The organism is Parapedobacter lycopersici (assembly GCF_024643285.1).
Classification (GTDB): Bacteria; Bacteroidota; Bacteroidia; order Sphingobacteriales; family Sphingobacteriaceae; genus Parapedobacter; species Parapedobacter lycopersici.
The window spans coordinates 64,381-86,170 of record NZ_JAMSLW010000006.1 but is presented as its reverse complement, the minus strand read 5'-3'; the positions used below and the strand labels follow the sequence as shown (position 1 = coordinate 86,170).

Genomic DNA, 21,790 nt, shown 5'->3' with positions numbered 1-21,790 from the left:
AAATGTATCAGCGAAACGTTATCAGACGCTTATTCTTCCGCCTGATTTTTGACTCCCATCAGTACTGTGTATGCACCTTCACCTAAAAACGTCTTCCCCCGCAGCCTTTCACCGTCCACGATTTCCACAAAACCCTCATCCGCGATCCCGGTCTGCACAACAAGCAGGTTAAACGTATTACTATCCAGCACTTCTACGGCATAGGACGTACCTTCGAAAGACACTAGAGCCTCTTCCGGCAGCGTATATACCTCATTATTAATCGTTTCCAACACGGCATTTACATACATACCCGGTGCGATATTCGCCTGATCCGGATTGCGCAGCCGAGCATGTATTGTAGCGGTACCATCGCTGTTGATATGACTGCCACGTGCCACTACTTCGCCGGTCAGCACCTGATCCGGACGTTCATTGGTGTATGCGGTGAGCTCCTGTCCTATTGCGATGTGCGGCCAGTCTTTTTCAAACACCCTCAGGTCCAGCAGCACTTCACTGGGATTAATCAATTCAAACAGCACATCGGAAGGCGACACATATTTTCCCTGATTAACCAGCACATTGCCCACCACACCATCAAAAGGTGCATAAATGCGGACCTGTCGGGTAATATTGGCTGCCGTCAGCTTGTTGGGATCGATACCGATCAGCCGCAGCTTTTCCTGCAGGGCACTCAAGGTAATGCGCAACGTTTCATACTCTGCCGTTGCAGCCTGAAAATTCTTGTCGCTCGATGCTTTATTTTCATTCAGCATGCGCTGCCGTTCGTAGTTCAGTCCTGCCCGCTCAAGTTCGGCCGCTGCAATCAGGTAATCTTGCTGCAGTTGAATATACTGGTTGTCTTCCAGTACGGCCAGCACTTGCCCTTTGCGAAAAGGTTTACCCGGTAACAGGTGGATGCTCCGGACATAACCGCCCAATGCATGCGATACCGACACCCGGTTTTGCGGAGGCACGTCGGCATTGCCATTCAGGCGGACGGTGCGCCGCACGTTTTTCCGCGCAAGCCGTACTTCATTTCGTTTGAAAGATGCCAGCTGCGCATCCGAAAGGTGAATGGCCCCGGCATTGTTTTCAGGTTTCGTGGGGTTATTAGACTCCTGTTTCTGTGAACTTCCGCAGCCTGCCCACAACAGGACAGCAAACAGTAAGGGTATTGTTCTCATCAGTTATTTGACGTAAGGTAATTCAATTGAATAATGGATTCGTTGAGTAAGCGCAAGGCTTCGGCGTAGTCGCGTTGCACCTGAATAGCCTGGTTTGTGAGCATCACCCACCCCAGGTAGTCAATTTCCCCGGCGGCAAATTGCTGTGCAGCAGTTTCAACGATACGCTCGGCGTTGGGTAATTGCTTTTGCTCGTAACGGTCGACAACGGCCAGCTGTGTCCGGTACTGCGTCTGCATCTGCCGGTATTCCGTTGTTAGCTGCGCCGTTTCCCGTGCATATTCGTTTTCCGATATCGCCAGCTGTGTCGTGCTGGCCCGGATCTGCGCTTTCTGCGCCCGCATAAACACCGGAATACCGACACCCACCTCCGCAATATCGAACCATTGCGGCCGGATATCCCGCAGGCTCTGCCGGTAATACCCGAGTGTAATGCTGGGTAATAAGCGCGATTTTTCCAGCTTTAATTCCGCCTTTGCAGTGCCGATACGTTGTTCGGCATATTTTGCTGCAGGGTGTAATCGGACATCCGGAATAGCCGGCAGCTCATGTACCGTTGCCTTGAGCGACTCTGCCTGAGGTTCATAAGGTATTTGGGTATTCAGCATCAGCTGCAATTGCAGTGCGGTAATATCAATTTCATTCTGCAACTGGTTACGCTGCACCGCGAATTGCTCCCGCTGGATCTCAGCCGTAGCCTTTTCCATCGCATTGGATTCGCCTGCCTCCAACCGAAGACCGGCCATATTCAGGAAACCAGCATACAGGCTATCCGCCTGCAGCAACAGCCGTTCCTGTTCACGAAGTACGAGGATGTGGTAAAAAATTGCGGTCACCGTCCGGCGCACGGTCACTTCATCCAAATCGCGCTGTAAAACGGCCTCCTCCCATCGGGCATTGCCTACTTTTCGATACCGTCCATAAACTGTAGGAAAGACCAGGGTTTGCGATACCCCGATACGGGCATCCCGTAAGGGCCCATTCAGCTGGCCGATTTCCGCCGATACATTGGTTTGCGGCACTTCGGCATACCCCGTCCGCCGTTGCTCATGATACGTGGCCAGCAGGGTGCTGTGCTTTAATTGGAAATTGTTTTCCAGCGCCGTATCAATTGCCTGCGCCAGGGTAATAGGTGTCTGAGCAAGCGCTCCACTGCCCAGCAGAAGGAAACCCGCCGTAATGATCAGTTGCTTGTTCATGCGGTATTTCCGTTTGGGCAGTTTTATCTTTTCGAATAGGATATAGAGGATTGGCAAAAGGAATAGCGTTAGGAAGGTAGCCAGCATCAAACCACCGATGACCACCGTAGCCAAAGGCCGCTGGACCTCTGCCCCCGACCCTGTACTGATGGCCATGGGCAAAAAGCCCAGCGATGCCACAAAAGCGGTCATCAGCACCGGACGTAACCGGGTCCGGCTGCCGATCAGTGCAATCCGAGTGGTGTTGACCATACCGTGCGCTTTCAACCGGTTAAACTCGGCAATCAATACAATGCCATTGAGTACCGCCACGCCAAACAGCGCGATAAACCCTACTCCTGCACTGATACTGAACGGCATATCCCGCAGTGCCAGAAAATAAATACCACCGATAGCCGAAAGCGGGATTGCAGTATAAATCAATAGGCTGTGTTTTACCGAGCGAAAGGCAAAGAACAGCAGCAGAAAGATCAGTGCCAGCGAAACCGGCACAGCAATCCCGAGCCGCGCCTTGGCTTCCTCCAGGTTTTCAAATGTACCCCCATACGTAACATAATAGCCCGGCGGCAGACCCATTTCGGCACGCTCGCGTCGGCGAAGCTCCTCCACAATGCTTTGTACATCGCGGCCACGCACATTAAAGCCCACCACGATCCGCCGCTTGGCATCTTCACGCTGTATCTGATTCGGACTGTTTTTAAAGTCGACGGTGGCCAGCTGGTGTAACGGAATCTGTACACCCGCAGGTGTGGGAATCAACAGGTTGCGGATATCTTCCAGGTCAGACCGCTTGGTATCATCCAGGCGTACCACCAGGCCGAACCGCCGCTCTCCTTCAAATACTAATCCCGCGCGCTGTCCGGCAAAGGCCATATTCACCACCCGGTTTATGGCGGCAATATCCAGCCTGTTCCGGGCGATTGCCGCACGGTTATATTCGATGACCACCTGTGGCATACCGGTTACCTGTTCTACATACAGATCGGCCGTACCTTCCACCTGTTCAATGAGTGCGCCCAGCCGCTGGGCATAACGGGCGAGCGTATCCAAGTCTTCACCAAAAATTTTGCAGACTACATCCTGCCGGGCCCCTGTCATCAGTTCATTGAACCGCATTTGCACCGGAAACTGGAACCCAGCTGTTACCCCTGGCAATACCGACAGGGCAGTACTCATTTTTTCAGAAAGTGCTGGAAATGTCTCGGCCGATGTCCACTCCTTCTTCGGCTTTAATACCACAATCATATCACCCGCATCCATCGGCATGGGTTCCGTCGGGATTTCGCCGCTGCCAATTTTTGTCACCACCTTTTCCACTTCCGGAAACTGCGTCTTTAAAATGTGGGCAGCTTTATTGGTGTATTCAATGGTCGTATTGATATTACTGCCTGGAAGAATACGTGTTTCTACAGCAAAATCGCCTTCCTCCAATGAGGGGATGAATTCGCCTCCCATCCTGGAGAGGGTAAACACGGCCCCCACAAACAGCACCACTACCACGGCAATGATAGTCTTTGGCATCCGCAACGCCCTGATCAGGTACCGTTGATGCACCTGCTCTATGCGGGCCATCATCCGGTCGGAAAAGTTAGGTCCTTTATTTTTCCGCTTACCCAGTACAAGAGCACTCATCATCGGAATGTAGGTGAGTGAAAGAATAAATGCACCAATCAGTGCAAACGCCACGGTCTGTGCCATCGGCTTAAACATCTTTCCCTCGATACCTTCCAGGGTAAAAATGGGCAGGTATACAATAAGGATAATGATCTGTCCGAATACCGCACTGTTTACCATCTTGGAGGCCGAACGGCTAACCTGAATGTCCATCTCATGTGGTGGAATCCGATGGTGCACTCCGAGTTTTTTATGATGCGCCAGCTGATGCATGACCGCCTCGACGATGATGACGGCGCCATCCACGATCAGTCCGAAATCCAGCGCGCCGAGGCTCATCAGGTTGCCCCCCACGCCGAAAATATTCATCAGAATAATGGCAAACAGCATCGAAAGCGGAATGACTGATGCCACCAGGAACCCTGCCCGGAAGTTACCGAGAAAAAGTACGAGGATGAACACTACGATCAGCGCGCCCTCCATTAAGTTGGTCTTCACCGTACTGATGGTATTGTTAACCATTTTGGTCCGGTCCAGAAATGGTTCAATGACTACACCCTCAGGCAGTGTTTGCTGAATGGTTTCGATGCGCTCTTTGACATTTTTGATCACCTCGTTACTGTTCGCCCCCTTCAGCATCATCACAATTGCACCGGATACCTCCCCTTCATCGTTGTAAGTCATGGCGCCATACCGGGTGGCATAGCCGATGGTTACTTCGGCTACATCCCTGATCAATATCGGTGTCCCGCTGCCCGTAAATGAAACGGCCACATTTTCAATATCCGCCACGTTTCCGATCAGCCCTTCGCTGCGGATAAACAATACTGCCGGTCCCCGTTCAATGTATGCACCCCCTGTATTCTGGTTGTTGTTTTCCAGCGCTTCAAATACATCGTTGATGGTAAGGTCGTAGGCTTGCAGCCGATTGGGGTTGACCGCGATCTCGTACTGCTTCAGTTTACCGCCAAAGCTGCTCACATCCGCCACCCCTTTTACACCGAGCAGCTGGCGCCGGACAATCCAGTCCTGAATGGTGCGCAATTCCGTTTCGTCGTACCGGTCTTCATAGCCCTTTTCGGGCCGAACCACATACTGGTAGATTTCTCCGAGGCCGGTCGAAATCGGTCCCAGTTCAGGTGTGCCGATTTCTTCGGGGATGACGCTTTGCAACTGTTGCAGCCGTTCGGCTACCTGTTGCCTGGCCCAGTACACATCGGTATCATCGTCAAAAACGATTGTCACCAGCGAAAGGCCAAACCGCGAAAAGCTGCGGATCTCCTCAATCCCGCTGATATTGCTGTTCGCCTGTTCAATGGGAAAAGTAACCAGCCGCTCGATATCGGCAGCACCAAAGGAAGGAGCCACCGTAATCACTTGCACTTGGTTGGTCGTGATATCGGGCTGCGCGTCAATGGGCAGCCGAGTGGCTTCGTATGTTCCAAATATAATCAGGGCTAATGTAAATAGCCCGATGATGAGTTTATTCCTTACGGAAAACTCAATAATCGAATTAAGCATGTTAACGTTAGTTAGTCAGTCAGTTACATGAAAAATATGCCCAGCCCCTGTGGGGTTTCGGCTTAATATGGGAAACTGATTAACTGTGTCTCGGCGGTTGCCAGATGGAACGGAGGTAAGCGGACACGAGGTCGTCGTCCTGATGGGTGAATAAGGGTTTGCCATGTGGCAAAACCAGGTGTGAAAAGTGGAAATGGACGAAATTCGGCGTCAGGCTCGCTGAAAGCGCCAATCCGTCCGTCAGCTGCATAAACGGCAGCTTCATATCGGTCGCATAGTCTGCATCAGGTTCATGTCCACCATAATGATGGATCAGATACCCCAAAAAAGACATGCCGTGATCCTGTTCCTGATGTTCTACGAAATGTTCAATCAATATGGGCAATTTCAACAACTGAAATAGCTCTGTCGTTGACAAGAGGTAAGTAGACAAGAAAAAAATCGCCAGCGTTTTTTTCATCGTGCCAAAAATAGTAAGATTTAACAGGATCATTTGCAAACGACCCTGTTAAATCTCCTATTTGTTACATTTCACCGCGACTATCCATCTATTTGAGTGGCTACCAAGGGATTCCACACAACCAGACTATCAGCATCCCGGCCAACGGTGGAAACTAACCCCTGTTAATATGAGATACCACGCACCTTGTCAAGCAGATGGGAAGATCGGATGGTTCAGCTAATTAATCCGGAGGGTATCTACTTTTTCAAACCGCAGTCCCTTTGCCCGGCTGTTATTGATGTCAAAACCAACAATCGCATGGCCGGTATCCCGCCGGAACTGCACCTGCTTGAGCCACCAATATCCGCTTGCAAACTCATCGCCTGCTACTTGCTTCAACGGGATAAACGTATTACGCGGTTGTATTAACCCAATCCGGTTGCCGCGAAGCACCAGTGCATACCTTACACCAAGATCATCGCAGCGATATGTGCCCAGGTATTCCTCAAAAGCGCTCAAGTCTATATCGGTCAACTGCTGTATCGGTACAGGTTCGCTATTCCCCTTCTGCCAGGCAATTATGTCTTCGTTGCCCTGCTTTTGATAGTAAAGTGTTACGGCCTGTTCGGTGTTTATGAATTTATCCTTTCCCTGAGGAAACAACTGGAACCCGTCGGCTCCCGCAAACCGTGCGTAAATGTTGTGATCAATCACAAATACTTCCAGCTGTTGTCCGGCGGGCAATACATACTGCCCTTCAATCGCTTCTTCGACCGAAACAGGTGCAATATTCTTCTGCGTTGCGGGTACTGTGGGACTCGATGCATCCAGCTGATCGGCCAGTACAGCGTCGGCTACCTGCATAGCCATATTTTTGGGATCTATCCGTTCCTGATTACCCAGCACGATGATCGCGGTATGTTGATCCGGAAACCGCCCCACATATGAACGGTATCCCGCGTCCGATCCATCGTGCCAGATCAGTTTCTCCCCACGGTATTGCGTGATGGCCTGACCAAACCCGTAGAACAGTTGGAGGCTGTCGGTCTTTCCACTCATGCTCGGCACCTGTTCAATCAGCTCACGCATGCGGTTATCCAGCCGACCTGCGTCATTGAGGAAAACTGTCCAGGCCACCAGATCGTCCAGCGTTGCATGCAGCCCATTGGGTCCGTTTGTGGTCGACTGGATTGGGCTACGCGCGAAACCTGTCTCTGTAACGGTATACGATTCGGCCCGGTTAGCGATCAACTGCCGGAAATCGGTGATGAAAAATGCATGGTCCATCTTTGCCGGCAGGAAAATATGTTCCCGGCACCAGGATGCAAAGGGCTGGTGGGTGATCCGCTCGATGATCAATGCCAGTAAGGTATAGCCTGAATTGCTGTATTGGTAGGCCGTTCCTGGTTCAAAATTGAGTGATTGCTGTCGATAAATCAACTCCAGCGCATCGGCATTACTGATCACGTCTTCGGGTTTCCAGCCAGCCAGGTAAAGTAAATCATATTGGTCTTTCAGTCCACTGGTGTGTGTCAGCAGGTTGAAGATGGTAATCGGATGCCCATAGTCGGGCAGTTCGGGAATATACTGATGTACTTCATCCTCCAGCCCCAGCCGTTCCTGGATGACCAGTTGTGCAATGGCATAGGCAGTAAACTGTTTTGAAATGGAGGCTACCGTAAATACAGTATTGGCCGTTATGGGTATTTTGTACTCCAGATTTGCCATTCCGGCTGTTTTCTTCAGCAGCACTTTTCCATCACGGACCACTGCCACCGCCAAACCCGGCATATCCGGGTGGTCCCATTCCATCAACAAGCTATCGACCCGGGCAGCAGCATTGTCACGCAGTTGGGCGACGACGCTACACGATGCGAACAAAGCAATCAGAAACGTCAATATCATTCGAATCATCTTCCTGTTTTTGGATATCAAATAAGCAAAGACGTGCCAAAGTAAAAAACCGGCTTGCTATTATCCAAGAAGGTATTTATCAAAACCTGACTGTCCGGAAGCGGACAGTTACTGTGCGGTTGTGGTATCCCGTCGTGCTATTTTCCGGCAGCGGTACTTTCAGGTCGATATATGCATGCCACCACGGCAAGTACCAGCGACACAATTGCAGCAACCGTCCGAATGGTATTCAACCTATTCCATGGCAACTCGAAGCCGGTCCGCCAGGCCGCCATATCCGCCGCAGAAGCTGTGTGTAGGTCAAATTTATCCAAAGCTTCGTTCAACGGTACATTCCCGAATATAGTAACACCAAACACCCCTATTGCGTAGGTTACAGCGGCGGCCAAAAGCAGGTGTGCGATCAGTGATATACCTGTACGATACTGCAGCCAGGCACTAATTGGCAGCAAAATGAGTGTTCCCATAAAACTGGCAAAAAACACCGGATTCAATATTGAGCGATTAATGGATTGCATCGCTCCAAGATAATGTTGGTCGGAAAGCTTCCCCAGTCCCGGGTTCACGGAGCACGCATAAGAATAAAAAAGGCCTGCACTCAATGCCGTAGCGATTAAAGTGATGGTCAGTATGAAGTCTTCTGTGGTCATTGTTTGTTTAATTGGCAAAACAGCGACAGGATCTGGACCAGTGGCATTTAACAATAGCTAAAATCGTGCTTCTTTTTCATTTTTCCTAATTTTGGATAGCTGCACAAACACCGTTATCATGGGCATTCTCCCCATATCGTAAAAACCTCCTAATTATAGGTATTTATGATTCAGGATTAATTGGAGATATTTGGCTCTCCACATTTACTTTGGTATTTATGAAGAAATTGGTCTTCTTATTATTTTTTCAGCTTTTCTTTATCGCTACTAACGCCCAGCTCATCATCAAACTGGGCAACGACAGTACCTATAAAAAAAATCTGGATCAGGAATTTGCTAATGCCACCACTGATAGTGCCGCAGCCTATTCGGCGTTAAAGCTGTCCCAGCTCTATAAACGCGTCGGTGATACCAAAAAAATGCAGTATTACCTTAGTGAGGGTACCGCACGCGCCAAAGGGAATGCGTTTATGGAAGCCGCCGTTCATTATTACACCGCATTTTCACTGCTCGGTGGAACGGATATGACGACCATCGAATCGCATTTACATACCGGGGATTCGCTACTCCAGCGGTTCAATGATCCAGAGGCGTATAGAATCCGGGGCAATAGCTGGCTGGTGCTGGGTACGCTTGCGCAGAGGCAAGGGGATGAACAAGGCGGATTGGACGCCTACCTCAACCATGCACTGCCGCTTGCCGAGCGGTCGGGTGACCGTTTTCTGATCGCTAATGCCAACAAATTTATCGGCATCGTATTTCTGAATGCCAATGAACGGAAAAAAGCCGAAGGCTACCTAGTACGAGCCCTGGCCGCTTTTGAGCAAACATCCCATGAGGCACAACCTAATAAACCGGAAGCCATCGTAGAGGTTACGATTATCCTCGCGGAAAACAGCGTCCACCTCAACCAACTGGATCGCGCAAAGGTTTATCTTGATAAGGCAAAACAGCTGCTCGACCCTTATCCGCAATCCAATGCATACCTGTTTTATTATTTTCCCGAAGGCGTATATTTTGAACGGATGGGGCAATATAAACAAGCCATACAAAGTTTCGACAAGGGAATTTCAATGGGGGGTGGAAACCTCGAAAATTACTATGTAAACCGGATGAAATACGGCAAGTTCGAGACCCTGCTGAAAATCAGGGATTACCCGGCCGCCATCCGGGTAATGGAAGATCTGCTGAAAAGCCCGATCCTGCTTCCATTGGACAAACGGGTATACATGGAGAAACTGGCCGATGCGTATGCCCAAACTGGAAATATACGGGCGGCATATAATTGGATGCAGAAAAACGCGGCCTTCCGCGATAGTATTTACGGTGCCAATTACCAAACCAGTCTCATCGAGCTGGAAAAGAAGTATGAGATGGCCCAGAAAGAAAACGAAATCATTACACTTGAAGCCGAAAAGCGTGCCAGCGATTACGCTGCAAAGACTGCCCGGTTCAACAGCTTTTCGTGGGCCATTGGCTGTGCCCTGCTACTGGCTGCGGTTGGCTTTCTGGTTTATTTCCTGCGCAACAGCAGCAAACTGGCCGCACAAAAGGAACTCAACCATGAACAACAGGTCAGGGAACTGGAACAGCAGCAAGAATTGGCGGTAACACGGGCAATGCTTGAGGGCGAAGAACGAGAACGCCAACGTATCGCCCGGGATTTACATGATGGACTTGGCGGTGCACTTTCTGGTATTAAGATCAAGCTCTCGGGACAACGGGAAACCCCTGTAACACCGGTTGTTGAAGAAGTAATCGGCCAACTGGAGCATTCGATTGGTGAACTCCGGCGTATTGCCCGGAACATGATGCCTGAATCACTTGTACGGTCGGGACTGGAAGTGGCCTTACGCGACCTCTGTGTTTCGCTTGCTAATGCAGCAACAGATATCGAATTCCAGGCAAACGGCATCCGGCGCACGCTTTCCATCGCCATCCAGATAAATATTTACCGCATCGTACAGGAGCTTCTCTCCAATGCAATCCGTCACAGCCAGGCTACCCGCGTCATCGTGCAATGCCTGCAGGAAGATGATCATTTCCTGATTACCGTAGAAGATAACGGACGCGGGTTCGATACCGCAGCAGCAAAGCAGGCCCAGGGTATTGGATTAAACAATATTCATAACCGTGTAGACTATCTGAAGGGTAGTATGGAGATCGATTCGGCAGCCGGGCAGGGTACTACCATAAACATTGAATTGCATGTCTGAAAACAATAAAATAATAGCGGTAGTGGATGATCATCCCATCGTGATCGAAGGGTTGAAAGCATTATTCAGTACATCGTCTGGTGATGACATCCTATCGTTTACTACTGCTGCTGACTTCCGGTCATTCGTCGAGCAGCATCAGGTTGATGCAGTATTGCTGGATATTGCGCTGCCGGACGGCAATGGCGTAGACCTTTGTAAAGAAATCAAACGGATAAGCCCACAAACCGTTGTCGTGGGATTAAGTAACCAAGCCGAGCAGAGTACTATTTTACAGCTGCTGCAAAACGGGGCCTCGGGTTTTTTACTTAAAAGCGCGCCGGCATCGGACATACTGAGTGGTATTGATGCCGCCATGCGGGGTGAGGTGGTTATGAGCAACGACGTACGGCAAATCGTCTTTTCTGTCGCCGCCACACAGCGGCAACTGCCGTCCCTTACCAAGCGTGAGAAGCAATTGCTCCAGCTTCTGGCACAGGGCAAAACCACGATCGAAATCGCCGATGAATTATTTCTCAGCCGGTTTACGGTAGATACCTACCGAAAAAATCTCCTGCAGAAATTTGAAGTCAAAAACGCAACGGAGCTGGTAACACTTTTGCTGCAAAAAAACATGCTGTAAGTCAACCTTCCTACGAATACCCTAAGATTAGGAGGTACAAAACCCCGAATATTCGGTATTGTGATACGTATCTGGCCAAACTAACTTTGCGCCATTCACAACATCATTCAACAAACTTATGAAAAGATTTATTCTACCCTTACTGCTTTTGGCTGTTACTTTTTCAGCCAGTGCCCAAGATTACAAAAACTCCATCGGTATCCGGCTGGGAAGTGGTTATTACGACTTATTTTCGGCATCATTTAAAACGTTTATCAGCGAACCTGCAGCCCTGGAATTCAACCTGGGGTTTGATTCCGATAAAGTACTGGGCACCGGCTTTACCAACGTTTCGTTTGCCGGTACGTACCAGCACCATTTCCCCATTGGCGATGTCGCCGGTTTCAAATGGTTTGTCGGCGGCGGTGCGGTATTGTCCAATACTTTTTCCGATATCGAGGCTGTCAAGGGTTTCAACGTGGGTATCTATCCTACGGGAGGACTTGATTACAAGCTGCAGAAAGCCCCTTTTGCTTTCTCAGCAGATGTCCGTCCAACCATCCATATTGTAAATTCAGCAGGATATTATAATGGCTTTTATGCCAACCTGGGTCTCACGGCACGTTACGTATTTTAAATCAAGAACCATGAAGACGCGGATTTCCAACCACCTATTCCTACTCTTTCTACTTACACTGGGTCTGACATTAAGTTCCTGCTCAAAAGACAAGGATGAGCCAATACCCGATGAGGTTGCCGGACAGATTCCCGGTCTCGGGGAGGCCGAAGGTGAGCCCCAGGGAGCACCTTTTACGTTGCCTGATGGCGTGCGGCTGGAGAGCGATATTCTTGGAGAATCCTGTGATACTACGCTGAGCCGTGGCAGTGGATACTATGTTACGGTTTGTGTGGGACTGGTAAATGAAACCAACGAAGATATCACTTTGGTGCTGCCCGCGGGATTGGTTCTTATTGCCCAGGATAAAGATTATCAAAGCGGCATGCTGCTGCAGGGCACCACGATTGTACTCAGGAAAAAGGCAGTTACCCGCTGTACATTGTTTACGTTCTGCGCCAATAATCACCGTTCGTCGTCATCACGGAATTGTGTCTACACACTGGGGCCCGTTACCAATAGCAGGTTAGTCGGTGAACTTATCGGGTTGCTTCAGGGCAAACGCATCAACGCCGAGGATTATGGAGATGATGAAACAGGGTACATGACTACGGTAAGCACCGTGCAAAGTGCCCTTTGGAGCATTACCGATGGTTACGGTTTAGATGAATATTATAAAATGGCCCTTACTGAAATACCAAATAAGTAGGTACCCAGGGGATATTTATAGGGGACAGGGCGGACAATATGTCCGCCCTGTTTAGTTAATCGCTTTTTTCATCCGCTTCACCAGCGTTTTCATCGCTGCCTTTCCAAAGTTATAGCCGATCATTCCTTTTTCACCAACCTGAAATGGCTCGCATCGCCAGCGCTCCTGCTTTGAAGCATCGTGCAGCACAGCTTCTACCACGGCTGCCCTGCGGTTGAAGACACTAAAGGAAGTCATCATCCCCTCTTTGACGTAGTCGACATACACATCAAGTGTCAGCTCAGCCTCTTCCGGACTGGTAGCAATGGTAAAATATCCCCAGTCCTCCAGCCCTTCCTTCAACGCTTCGCGCAGGTCGGGCACGCTGTCTTTCAGCTGCGAATCCGAATGCTGCACAATATATAGCGAAGTACCACGTGGGATTTCAACGGACTGTGCATAAATCGGAAATGCAAAAAAGCTTAATGCTGCGTATAAGCACCATAGTGGGAGATAGTGGCTTTTCGTATATAACATGGCTTTACATTTAAGGGTATGCAAGCAAAGTTATTGTATAGCCATGGGTAGCACAATCCCCGAAACCCAGTATTTTTCAGGGGATTCAATGAATTTGATTGCTGCTTGGAATGGTTTTATAATAGTCCACCTGTTCCCCCGAATCGGTATTGCAGCCCGATCTCATGGGTACTGTTGTTCATCCGCCGGTTCAGCGGCTCATTGCCCGGGTTGAACTGGTAACTGTAACCCAGCCCGAACCCCCCGAAACGGAACTCCGCAAGACCCGCTACGTCACCGTAGCTCCGCACATTGACTCCAAGACCGAATACCTCCCGGACAAAGAACATCGCCTGCACATCCGCCTGAGGACGCAGGTTCTCCGCATACGTAACCAGCAGCGACGGACGGAATCCGAAGTCAGCCCCGAGCGCGAAAAGCGCACCCGCAGTCAGGTGGTACTGGTTGCGGAAGTCATAGCGGCTCCCTTCACCCACACCAAGCGTCCCCAGCATCAGACGCGGAAGTGATAGTCCGACATAATACCGGCCCGGACGGTAAACAACAACACCGAAGCCAACCAGTGCATCCGTCTCCCTGACATCCTCACGGAATGCCGGATCTCCCGGGTCAAGCTGTGAGAAACGCCCATCCATGTAACTGAAGCCCGCATTCAGCGAAAGACCAACATACTCACTCTCCGAGATACGGATACCCTTGGCAAAGAAAACGCCCGCCTCCGTCAGCTTCTCAACCGCCAACCGCTCGTGCCGGAGCGTCAATCCGCCCGTGGCCCCCGTAGTCCCGAAACCCATATGGCCGCTGCCCCAGAAGGCCGTCGGCGCACCCTCGATCCCGACCCACTGCCGGCGGCCCAGGAACGATACCTCTCCCTCCGGGTGGAGCAGGCTCAGTGCCGGGTTCACGACCGTACGCTGATGGCCGTATTGCGTGTGGGTAAGCGGCTGCTGCGCCTGCGCAGTCGTGGCTGCAGCAGATAGGATTAACAGGGTCAATAGCTTTTTCATTTCTATTCTTTTTCTTTTCTTTCCGCCCATGGCCGCGGAAGGGGCCTGATACTTTTTTTCCCGCAAAAAGTATCCAAAAACCCGTCGCCCGGAGCTTTTGCTGCAGCGAAAGTGCATCCCGCTGCTTACCGCAGAACATCCATGCAACATTTCCAGCCGAACGGGGGGCTCCTGCGAACCACCCTACACCGCCTGCTGCGGTCAAATACCGGTCACAGACCACACACCACCGGTCACCGTCTACAGATCACCAATCGCCGTCCACCACTAATACCTGAGCACAAAGTAACCTTTCCGGTATTCCCAGCGGCCGTCAACCCGCACCTCCACAATGTAGAAGTATGTGCCGGGGGTCAGCTGCAGACCACCTGCCCCGGTGCCCCGGAATACCGTATTCGAATTATCGTACCCCTCCGCTTCCCATACGATGGTGCCGTTCCGGCTGAACAGGGTCACCTTGTTCTCCGGAAAATCCTTTATTCCCTCAATCATCAGGAACTCGTTGATCCCGTCGCCGTTCGGCGATACCGCAGGATGGATCCGTACCGCAAAATCAGCCGACGGATCCACCACACGGATGGTAACCGTCACCGGTTCGGCCGGTCCGTGGTTGGCGTCACCTGCCTGCACAGCCGTGACCCTCACCGTGCCCAGCCGGAGGATGGAAAGCGTGCTGCCATCCAGGGTGGCCACCTGTTCGTCATCCAGGCTTAATGTCACCGGTAGGCCGCTGTTGCTGCTCACTTCCAGCCCGATGCTGCCCGCATCGCGGTTCACCTCCGCAGGGGCATTGAACGTGATGGCCTGAGCCGCTTTCCCGACCGTCAGTACCTGTGTAGCTTCGGGCCTGTTACTATAGTTGCCGTTTTCAGGCACCGTGGCCGTGATCGTGGCTGTACCTACCCCCGTGATCTGGATTTGTCCATTATGGATCTCGGCTACTGTGGCATCGCTGCTGGTATAACTTACCTCCTCGCCGGTACTGGCTGTTGCCCCGATGTTAAAGTCTGCATCACCGTAAGTTTTTGCCGGTATCGCTGGGAAGTCCAGCGTCCGTTCCGCCGGCGCAATGGTCAATGTGGCCGTCAGCTCCAGGTCATCGTAATTATCACCGCTGACCGTGGCCGTTACTTCCTGTGAACCCGCGTCCGTACGGCTGTTATTGGCGTAACTCACTGACGTACCCGGAGGCAGATCACCCGTGATGGCGAGCGACTTGGCCGTGCCGTCATAGACGAAGCTGCCGTCTTCCAGCGTGATGCCGGTGATTGAGGTCACAGTGATGGTCAGATCAGCCGTCAGGACCAGGTCCTCGTAATTGTCACCACTGACGGTAGCCGTCACTTCTTGTGTGCCCACGTCCGTACGGCTGTTGTTGGCGTAACTTACCGATGTACCTGGAGGCAGGTCGCCTGTAATGGCGAGCGACTTGGCCGTGCCATCATACACGAAGCTATTGTCTTCCAGCGTAATGTCGGTGATTAGTTCGTCGAACTGAACACCTAATGTGTTAGATACGTTGTTACCGTTTCCGGCGATATTCACAACCATATCCGCAGCCATGGAAAGGGTTACGGCTCCACCGTCCAGCGGCGTTACCAAGAAGGAATATGAAATATTGTCGGTTGTCTGCAAATCGCTCAGTGTGGCATTGGTGGCGGTTATATCATCAATGGCAAAACCCGTCACTGCCTCGCTGAATGTTGCGGTTACCGTAAACGGTGCATTCACTATCGACCCCGCTCCTGTAGCGAGTATCACACTCGGGTGGATTGTATTGACCAACACATTTGCCGTGGATCCCACGCTGTTGAGTGCAGGGAGGACATCATTGCCCGCCGCATCAAGGAGGGTGCCGCCGCCCGGCACGATCGCGTTCCCCAATACAACCCCGTCCATATCCAGGTTACCCGCTTGAACCGTATAGGTAAAGACCAGTTCGTCATTATTCGGTCCGGCCGAATAGAATGCCTCCACGGTTGCCGTACCAATCGCAAGCTCCAGATATGGAGTGCCACCACTGGCATTCACGACTACGTCATCATCCACATGTGCGGTAAAAGTCAACACATCTCCCTCCCGGTAATAGCCATCGGCTGGCACGTCTACGGCAGTCACAACGGGTGCCACCCCATCGACGATAATGGCGTGCTGCCCCGCTATTGAACCGGCCCCGCCAACAGCAGGCAATGTCAACTCCGCATCATCGCCGGCAGCGCTCCGGATGGTTGCACCATTAAGCGTTAACGCTGCGGTCGATTGGTAATCCAGGTCGGCTGTCTCATCGCCTGCCTGCACCGTATAGCTAAATACCAGCGTATTGGATCCTGAGCCCGATACGTAATCGGCTTCGCGGTCAGTGCTGCCAGTTTCCAACAACAGGGTGGGTGAACCACCCGTTTCACCCACGGTCACTAATTGATCGAACGTCACCGTCAAGGTGATGATGTCAGTCATTTTATATATGCCGTCCGGGCTCGTCGTATTCACACTGGTGACTTCCGGATTGATTTCGTTGACGGTAATGTCGACTACGTCGGTATCCGTTTGGTCGCCACCAGCACCGGTCAGTCCAAGATCGTTGGTGACGATCTGGAGACTAGCTGCACCACTGTAACCACTTGTCGGCATCATCGTCAATCCCTCCAGTGCTGCATTGATGTCGGTTATCGTTCCGCTGAAGGTCATGGTGGCATCGCCTGCACCACTGCCTACAGCGAAGGTCAATCCCGTGGTACCCGCCAAGGTCAGTAATCCGTTCGACGCCGTTAGCGTAACCTGTATGGTGCCACCCCCCGCGTCCACATCGGCGACAGAAATGATGTTACCGTTGCCTGTGCTGAACACCAACGGTTCATCCTGATTAATGGTCTGGTCTGCGGGAACCGTGTTTACCGGCGCATCGTTTTGGGCGGTCACGGCTATCGTCACCGTTGTTGTAGCTGCCTCCGAATCATCCGTACCCGAGTTACCCGGGTCGGCTCCCGTATTTCCTCCGTCGTCGATATCTACCGTGAGCGTTACATCACTCGTCGCATGAAGCGATGTGGTGAAACCCACGTTGCCAGCTGCGATAAATGCGTTGAGGTCGGTAATCGGCCCTACTAACGTCAGAGTCGTCGTTTCCGATCCGTTGACAGTTACCCCACCTCCTGAAGTGGCAGCGAGCGTGCCGCTGCCTACTGAAAAAGTTACTGTGACATCCGCACCGCCTGCGTCCACATCGGCAAAGCTAATACCCGTAAGATCCGTCAGCACGTCTTCATCCGCTGCTAGGGTAGCGGGTGCCGTAATCACAGGGGCGTCGTTGATGGCGCCGATGGTAAAGCGTACCCAGGCCGTGTCACACAGGGAAGGCGTTCCGTTATCACACACTTGGTATTCCAAGCTATCCAGTCCATTATAGTTGCTATTCGGCGTGTACGTAAAGCTGCCATCTGCATTCAATACCACCGTGCCGTTAACGGGCGCGGTAACCAAGGACGCCGTCAGTGCGTTGCCCTCCACATCCGAGTCGTTCGTTAATGCATTTCCGGTTGCCGGTATATCTTCATTTACCGTCACCGGGTCATCCACAGCAACCGGCGCCGTATTTACCGCCACCACATTCATATCTTTTGTAGCCGGCGCGCTATCAGCTGTCCCGTCATTGACTTCATAACTGACCGTACGCGTGGTGGTATTTGGATGCTGTGAGTTATTGCTGTAGGCTACTGCACGCAGGGCCGCTTGCCATTCCGCCAACGTAGCGGTGCCGCCCAAAGAGGTAAGCATAAGCGTACCTGTCGCTTCGTCATAGCTGCCATCAATATTGCCCATCGTGCTGCCATCGTTTTCAAAGGCGAGCATATCTTCTCCAGCCTGGAAACTACTGCTGGTTATACTTATTGTGGCTGAAGCCAGCGTGGCATTGTCGGGATCAGTCACCGTCAGCCCCGGATCAACCGCTTCCGGTACCGGGTCGCCGTCTTCCGGCTCGGTAAAGGTCGTAGAGCCGCCGCTTGTGGTCACAATGGGCGCATCGTTTACCGCTGTAATATTTACCGTGAGGTCACTGGGCGAGCTCGTCGCACCGTCTCCGTCATTCAGCGTGATGCGGATGGTCCGCGGATCCACTGACGGATTAGTGGTGTTGCTATTACTATACGTCAAGTTCCTGATCAAGGCCTGTGTAGCGGCCGGGGTTGCAGTTGGAAGGAACGTCACCACAAGATCGACCCCGCCCGTACCTCCGGTCAGCAAACCGATAGGGGTTCCACCGTAATGCACATCTCCGCCTACCCCACCGATTTCGCCTGCGGCCATCCCTTCATCGCGGATGGCCAACCCGTCTTCCCCTGCGTCACCACCAACAACAATGGATACCGTCAGGTTGCCCCCATTGAAATCAGGGCTATCCGAATCGCTGACCGTGGCATCTCCGCCAGCGTCGAGCAGTACCGCCGGACCATCCTCTGTAAACGTGATAGCATCCCCATCCAAATTGGTGATGATCGGTGCGTTGTTGACCGCGGTAATCGATACGATCTTTGTAGCATCCACACTGTTATCAATTCCGTCGTTAACCACGAATGTAATGGTACGATTTGCTGTATTCGGACCCGTGGAGCTGTTGCTGTAGGTAACGGCACGTAAGGCAGTCTGCCATTCCGCCAGCGTGGCTGTAGCGCCCGCCGAAGTGAGTGTCAGTACGCCTGTGGCTGTATTGTAGCTACCACCGATATCACCCATGGTACTGCCATCGTTCTCAAAGGCCAGCACATCTTGATCGCTTTGGAAATTACCCGAAATACGCACGGTTGCCAAAGCAAGGGTTGTATTGTCCGGATCAGTCACCGTCAATGTCGGATCGATTGCTACCGGTACCGGAGCACCGTCCATAGACTCAGTAAAGGCAGTCAATCCACCACTGGTTGTAATCTGCGGCAGGTAATTGACCGCCTTGGTTACACTGTTTGTAGCTGGGTTTCCTTCGTTGCCCGCCGCGTCAGAGAGCGTAACGCTCAAGGTGAGCGTACCGTTTGGCAAAGCGGACACATTGATGCCAGAGACCTGTTGGTTGGCGGAGTTTATGGTTCCACTCCCCGTAACTGGCGCGCCGCCACCGTCGCTCGTGATCTCATAGTCAAAAGTAGCACCCATTTCTGCTCCAATGAAGGTAAAGCTTAGGGAGATATGGTTGGCCCATGTGATGGTGGTCTGGTCGATGGATACCGCGTACCCCGATGGCGGTGTAATATCGGCCGTGGTAAATGCCCATGTGGTATTGTTGTTAATGCCTGCATAAGCATTGCCAGCCAAGTCATGGATTGCGTCATTCTCAATGTGTACGTAGTAATCGGTCAATTCCAGCAGGTCAGCGGTCGGATTGATGGTCAATACATCATCGGTGATGCTAAGCTGCCCACCGTGGCTTGCCACGTCAATGGTAGCTATTGGTGTAGCTGCATCATCGTATATAATGATGTTGCCTGTGCCCAAGGCAACAGCCTCACTGAATGTAATCAACAGGTTATCGCTGGGTTCCATATCGCTGGATCCATTTGCCGGGCTGAATGCGGACACGGTCGGTGCCACGCCATCTACCAGTATCCCATTGGTGTTACCGATAGCATTCAGGATAAGCGCAGCGGAGTTCCCGGCCACATCTTGTAAGGTACTGCCGTTGAGTTCAATAGCGGTGCCGACCGCGATGCCATCGCTATCATTATCACCGGCCGCTACCGTGTAGGCAAACTCCAAGGCGGAGGATGCCGAACCAGACTGATATGCTGCATAGCGGGTATCGGTTCCGATGGTCAGCGGAAAACGAGGGGTACCGCCGCCGGTATTCACGGTGACAGCTTCATCAAAATTAACCGTAAAATTAAGCGGTTCACCAATAACATACGTATCATCCGAGGGTACATCCACACTGGTTACCGACGGTGCTACGCCGTCTACCAATACGCCTGTGGTATTGCCTATGTTGTTGAGGGTAAGCGTGAGTGGTAAGTCCGCATTGTCAGTGATGGTAGCACCATTTAAGTCTATGGCTGTTTCTAATTCAATGCCATCAGCATCAACCTCACCAGCTTGTATGGTATAGCGGAATAGCAAGGCCGTTGTGGTAGAACCGCCTGCATTGTAGGTGGCATTGACCGATGCGGTTCCGATGGTCAATGACAGCTGGGGTGTACCGGTCACGGTTACACTTTCCGATACGTTTACCGTGAAATCGAGGTTCTGCCCGGCAATATAGGTTGCGTTTGCCGGTACATTTACGCTACCGACCGTTGGTGGCACGTCATCTACCACCGTAATTGCAAAGGCTTTTTGATATATGCCACCGTTGTTATCTTCTGTTTGGATGCGAACACTATAGTTATTGGCAGCAAGCCCAGCCGCATTATTGGCGCGCAAGGTGTTGCCGCTGATATTGAAACTGGCATTGTGGGTGCTTCCGGTTCCCGATATCAGGCTGTAGCTATGCGTATCGCCCCCATCGGCATCGGTGGAACTGAGCGTACCAACTACCGCGTTAACACCCGCGCTCTGATTTACAGATGCATTGCTGAGGGCAATGTCGGTTGGCGGGTTATTTGGCAGAGCGATATTAACGATTGGCGTAGGAGCCGAGGTAATTGGATTTGACGGATTACCGTCTATATCGCTCCCCCCCCAGTTGGCAATATCGGTGATACGGGCTAGCCAGGTATTCCTATCGGCTGTTGTGGTTGGTCCAGTGTACTGAACATTGTCTTCTTGATTGGTTGCTGTGCGTAAACCGATGGCATTGGCTCCGTTGGTCAGGCCATTTTGGCTACCGGTACCGTTAGGAAGGTAAGAATCCCTCAATAAAACAAAAGTAACGGAAACTTCATAATTATTATTCCAATTCGTGGCATCCACCGGGCCAGCGGAATTATTCAACCCAAAAATGAAAAAGGGATTAGTATCTGCACCTTGGTAAATGAAAATCTGATCTCCGGTACCGATCATCGCATCATGTACTGTATAAGTCGAAGTGATTATATCACTAGTTAAACTGGCTGATGTTGTCAAATTGGTTAATGCCTCCCCGTACTGATCGCTCGGATCATCCTCGTCATCGGCCCCTCCTAAAAACAACTCCAACACCGTCCCGGCAGGTACCGCATTGGATAATGTCCAGGTAACAATGCCATCGCCCGTGAAAGATGATGTAAATGCATTTGTACTCCCATCCCACCCCCTATCCGTGATTTTAATCACCGTACCAGCCGGAATATCCACCAAGGTGACGATGTGCACCTCATCCGCAAGCGCATTCCATCCGATGACCGCCAAATCGCCCTGATTGAGTGTCTGGGCCTTTATACCGGTAAAACATAGCAGTAATGCAGCCAAACAGCATAATGCGGTTTTCAGTTGATTAATAAGATACATACCTATAGGTATTAGTGTTTCATATGTAGTTAGTTAACTAATAAACACACACAGGATCTGCGATTAGGAAACGTGATTGGGGTTTAGTAGATCGGTTTACCGTTCAGGCCCATGTTTATTTGCGTTAGTTTTGCAGACCGTGTCGCAATTTGCTACCCACCATACCCTTTCCATGCCCGCCGGCATCATCACGCAATCAAACAAATGGCATC

12 protein-coding genes are annotated in these 21,790 nt (G+C 51.5%); 4 read left to right on the top strand and 8 right to left on the bottom strand.

Going from position 1 to position 21,790, the window contains the following annotated elements; all coding sequences use genetic code 11:
* Positions 1–29 precede the first annotated feature (29 nt).
* From NEV57_RS13200 to NEV57_RS13180, 5 genes are all read right to left on the bottom strand, one after another.
* Positions 30–1,166 carry an efflux RND transporter periplasmic adaptor subunit gene (locus NEV57_RS13200; protein WP_257658808.1) on the bottom strand — a complete coding sequence of 379 codons (1,137 nt, stop codon included), beginning with the start codon at positions 1,164–1,166 and terminating at the stop codon, positions 30–32.
* The gene (locus NEV57_RS13195) at positions 1,166–5,500 is read right to left on the bottom strand and encodes a CusA/CzcA family heavy metal efflux RND transporter (RefSeq protein ID WP_257658807.1); all 4,335 of its coding nucleotides are present in this window, start codon (positions 5,498–5,500) and stop codon (positions 1,166–1,168) included. The genes NEV57_RS13200 and NEV57_RS13195 overlap by 1 nt, the downstream gene beginning before the upstream one ends.
* A gap of 79 nt (positions 5,501–5,579) precedes the next feature.
* Entirely contained in the window at positions 5,580–5,960 is a 381-nt protein-coding gene (locus NEV57_RS13190; protein WP_257658806.1) for a hypothetical protein, read from the bottom strand.
* A gap of 219 nt (positions 5,961–6,179) precedes the next feature.
* Positions 6,180–7,856 (bottom strand): serine hydrolase domain-containing protein, encoded by a 1,677-nt coding sequence (locus NEV57_RS13185; RefSeq protein ID WP_257658805.1) that lies wholly within the window; start codon positions 7,854–7,856, stop codon positions 6,180–6,182.
* A gap of 137 nt (positions 7,857–7,993) precedes the next feature.
* A complete protein-coding gene (locus tag NEV57_RS13180) occupies positions 7,994–8,506 on the bottom strand; it encodes an anthrone oxygenase family protein (protein WP_257658804.1) in 513 nt (170 codons plus the stop codon).
* A 218-nt stretch (positions 8,507–8,724) separates the two neighbouring features.
* Between NEV57_RS13180 and NEV57_RS13175 the strand changes: the two genes are divergently transcribed.
* The 4 genes from NEV57_RS13175 (at position 8,725) to NEV57_RS13160 (ending at position 12,648) form a co-directional block, all read left to right on the top strand.
* Positions 8,725–10,722, top strand: coding sequence for a tetratricopeptide repeat-containing sensor histidine kinase (locus tag NEV57_RS13175; RefSeq protein WP_257658803.1), 1,998 nt, complete (start codon positions 8,725–8,727; stop codon positions 10,720–10,722).
* Complete coding sequence (locus NEV57_RS13170) at positions 10,715–11,344, top strand: response regulator transcription factor (protein WP_257658802.1); 630 nt, start codon at positions 10,715–10,717, stop codon at positions 11,342–11,344. Before NEV57_RS13175 ends, NEV57_RS13170 begins: the two co-directional genes overlap by 8 nt.
* Positions 11,345–11,462: 118 nt before the next feature.
* Positions 11,463–11,960 carry a hypothetical protein gene (locus NEV57_RS13165; protein ID WP_257658801.1) on the top strand — a complete coding sequence of 166 codons (498 nt, stop codon included), beginning with the start codon at positions 11,463–11,465 and terminating at the stop codon, positions 11,958–11,960.
* Between the two features lie 10 nt (positions 11,961–11,970).
* A complete protein-coding gene (locus tag NEV57_RS13160) occupies positions 11,971–12,648 on the top strand; it encodes a hypothetical protein (RefSeq protein WP_257658800.1) in 678 nt (225 codons plus the stop codon).
* Between the two features lie 51 nt (positions 12,649–12,699).
* Here the strand turns inward: NEV57_RS13160 and NEV57_RS13155 are convergent, their stop codons facing one another.
* The 3 genes from NEV57_RS13155 to NEV57_RS13145 all read right to left on the bottom strand — a co-directional run bounded on the left by NEV57_RS13155 (position 12,700) and on the right by NEV57_RS13145 (position 21,578).
* A complete protein-coding gene (locus tag NEV57_RS13155; protein ID WP_257658799.1) occupies positions 12,700–13,164 on the bottom strand; it encodes a hypothetical protein in 465 nt (154 codons plus the stop codon).
* A gap of 116 nt (positions 13,165–13,280) precedes the next feature.
* Positions 13,281–14,171, bottom strand: a complete 891-nt coding sequence (locus NEV57_RS13150; protein WP_257658798.1) for a PorP/SprF family type IX secretion system membrane protein — start codon at positions 14,169–14,171, stop codon at positions 13,281–13,283.
* 267 nt (positions 14,172–14,438) lie between these two features.
* Entirely contained in the window at positions 14,439–21,578 is a 7,140-nt protein-coding gene (locus tag NEV57_RS13145) for an Ig-like domain-containing protein (protein ID WP_257658797.1), read from the bottom strand.
* Positions 21,579–21,790: the final 212 nt, after the last annotated feature.

Bases quoted from the DNA above. Each gene is read 5' to 3' on its own strand.
- NEV57_RS13200 (WP_257658808.1), bottom strand. From the start codon at position 1,166: ATGAGAACAATACCCTTACTGTTTGCTGTCCTGTTGTGGGCAGGCTGC.
- NEV57_RS13195 (WP_257658807.1), bottom strand. From the start codon at position 5,500: ATGCTTAATTCGATTATTGAGTTTTCCGTAAGGAATAAACTCATCATC.
- NEV57_RS13190 (WP_257658806.1), bottom strand. From the start codon at position 5,960: ATGAAAAAAACGCTGGCGATTTTTTTCTTGTCTACTTACCTCTTGTCA.
- NEV57_RS13185 (WP_257658805.1), bottom strand. From the start codon at position 7,856: ATGATTCGAATGATATTGACGTTTCTGATTGCTTTGTTCGCATCGTGT.
- NEV57_RS13180 (WP_257658804.1), bottom strand. From the start codon at position 8,506: ATGACCACAGAAGACTTCATACTGACCATCACTTTAATCGCTACGGCA.
- NEV57_RS13175 (WP_257658803.1), top strand. From the start codon at position 8,725: ATGAAGAAATTGGTCTTCTTATTATTTTTTCAGCTTTTCTTTATCGCT.
- NEV57_RS13170 (WP_257658802.1), top strand. From the start codon at position 10,715: ATGTCTGAAAACAATAAAATAATAGCGGTAGTGGATGATCATCCCATC.
- NEV57_RS13165 (WP_257658801.1), top strand. From the start codon at position 11,463: ATGAAAAGATTTATTCTACCCTTACTGCTTTTGGCTGTTACTTTTTCA.
- NEV57_RS13160 (WP_257658800.1), top strand. From the start codon at position 11,971: ATGAAGACGCGGATTTCCAACCACCTATTCCTACTCTTTCTACTTACA.
- NEV57_RS13155 (WP_257658799.1), bottom strand. From the start codon at position 13,164: ATGTTATATACGAAAAGCCACTATCTCCCACTATGGTGCTTATACGCA.
- NEV57_RS13150 (WP_257658798.1), bottom strand. From the start codon at position 14,171: ATGAAAAAGCTATTGACCCTGTTAATCCTATCTGCTGCAGCCACGACT.
- NEV57_RS13145 (WP_257658797.1), bottom strand. From the start codon at position 21,578: ATGTATCTTATTAATCAACTGAAAACCGCATTATGCTGTTTGGCTGCA.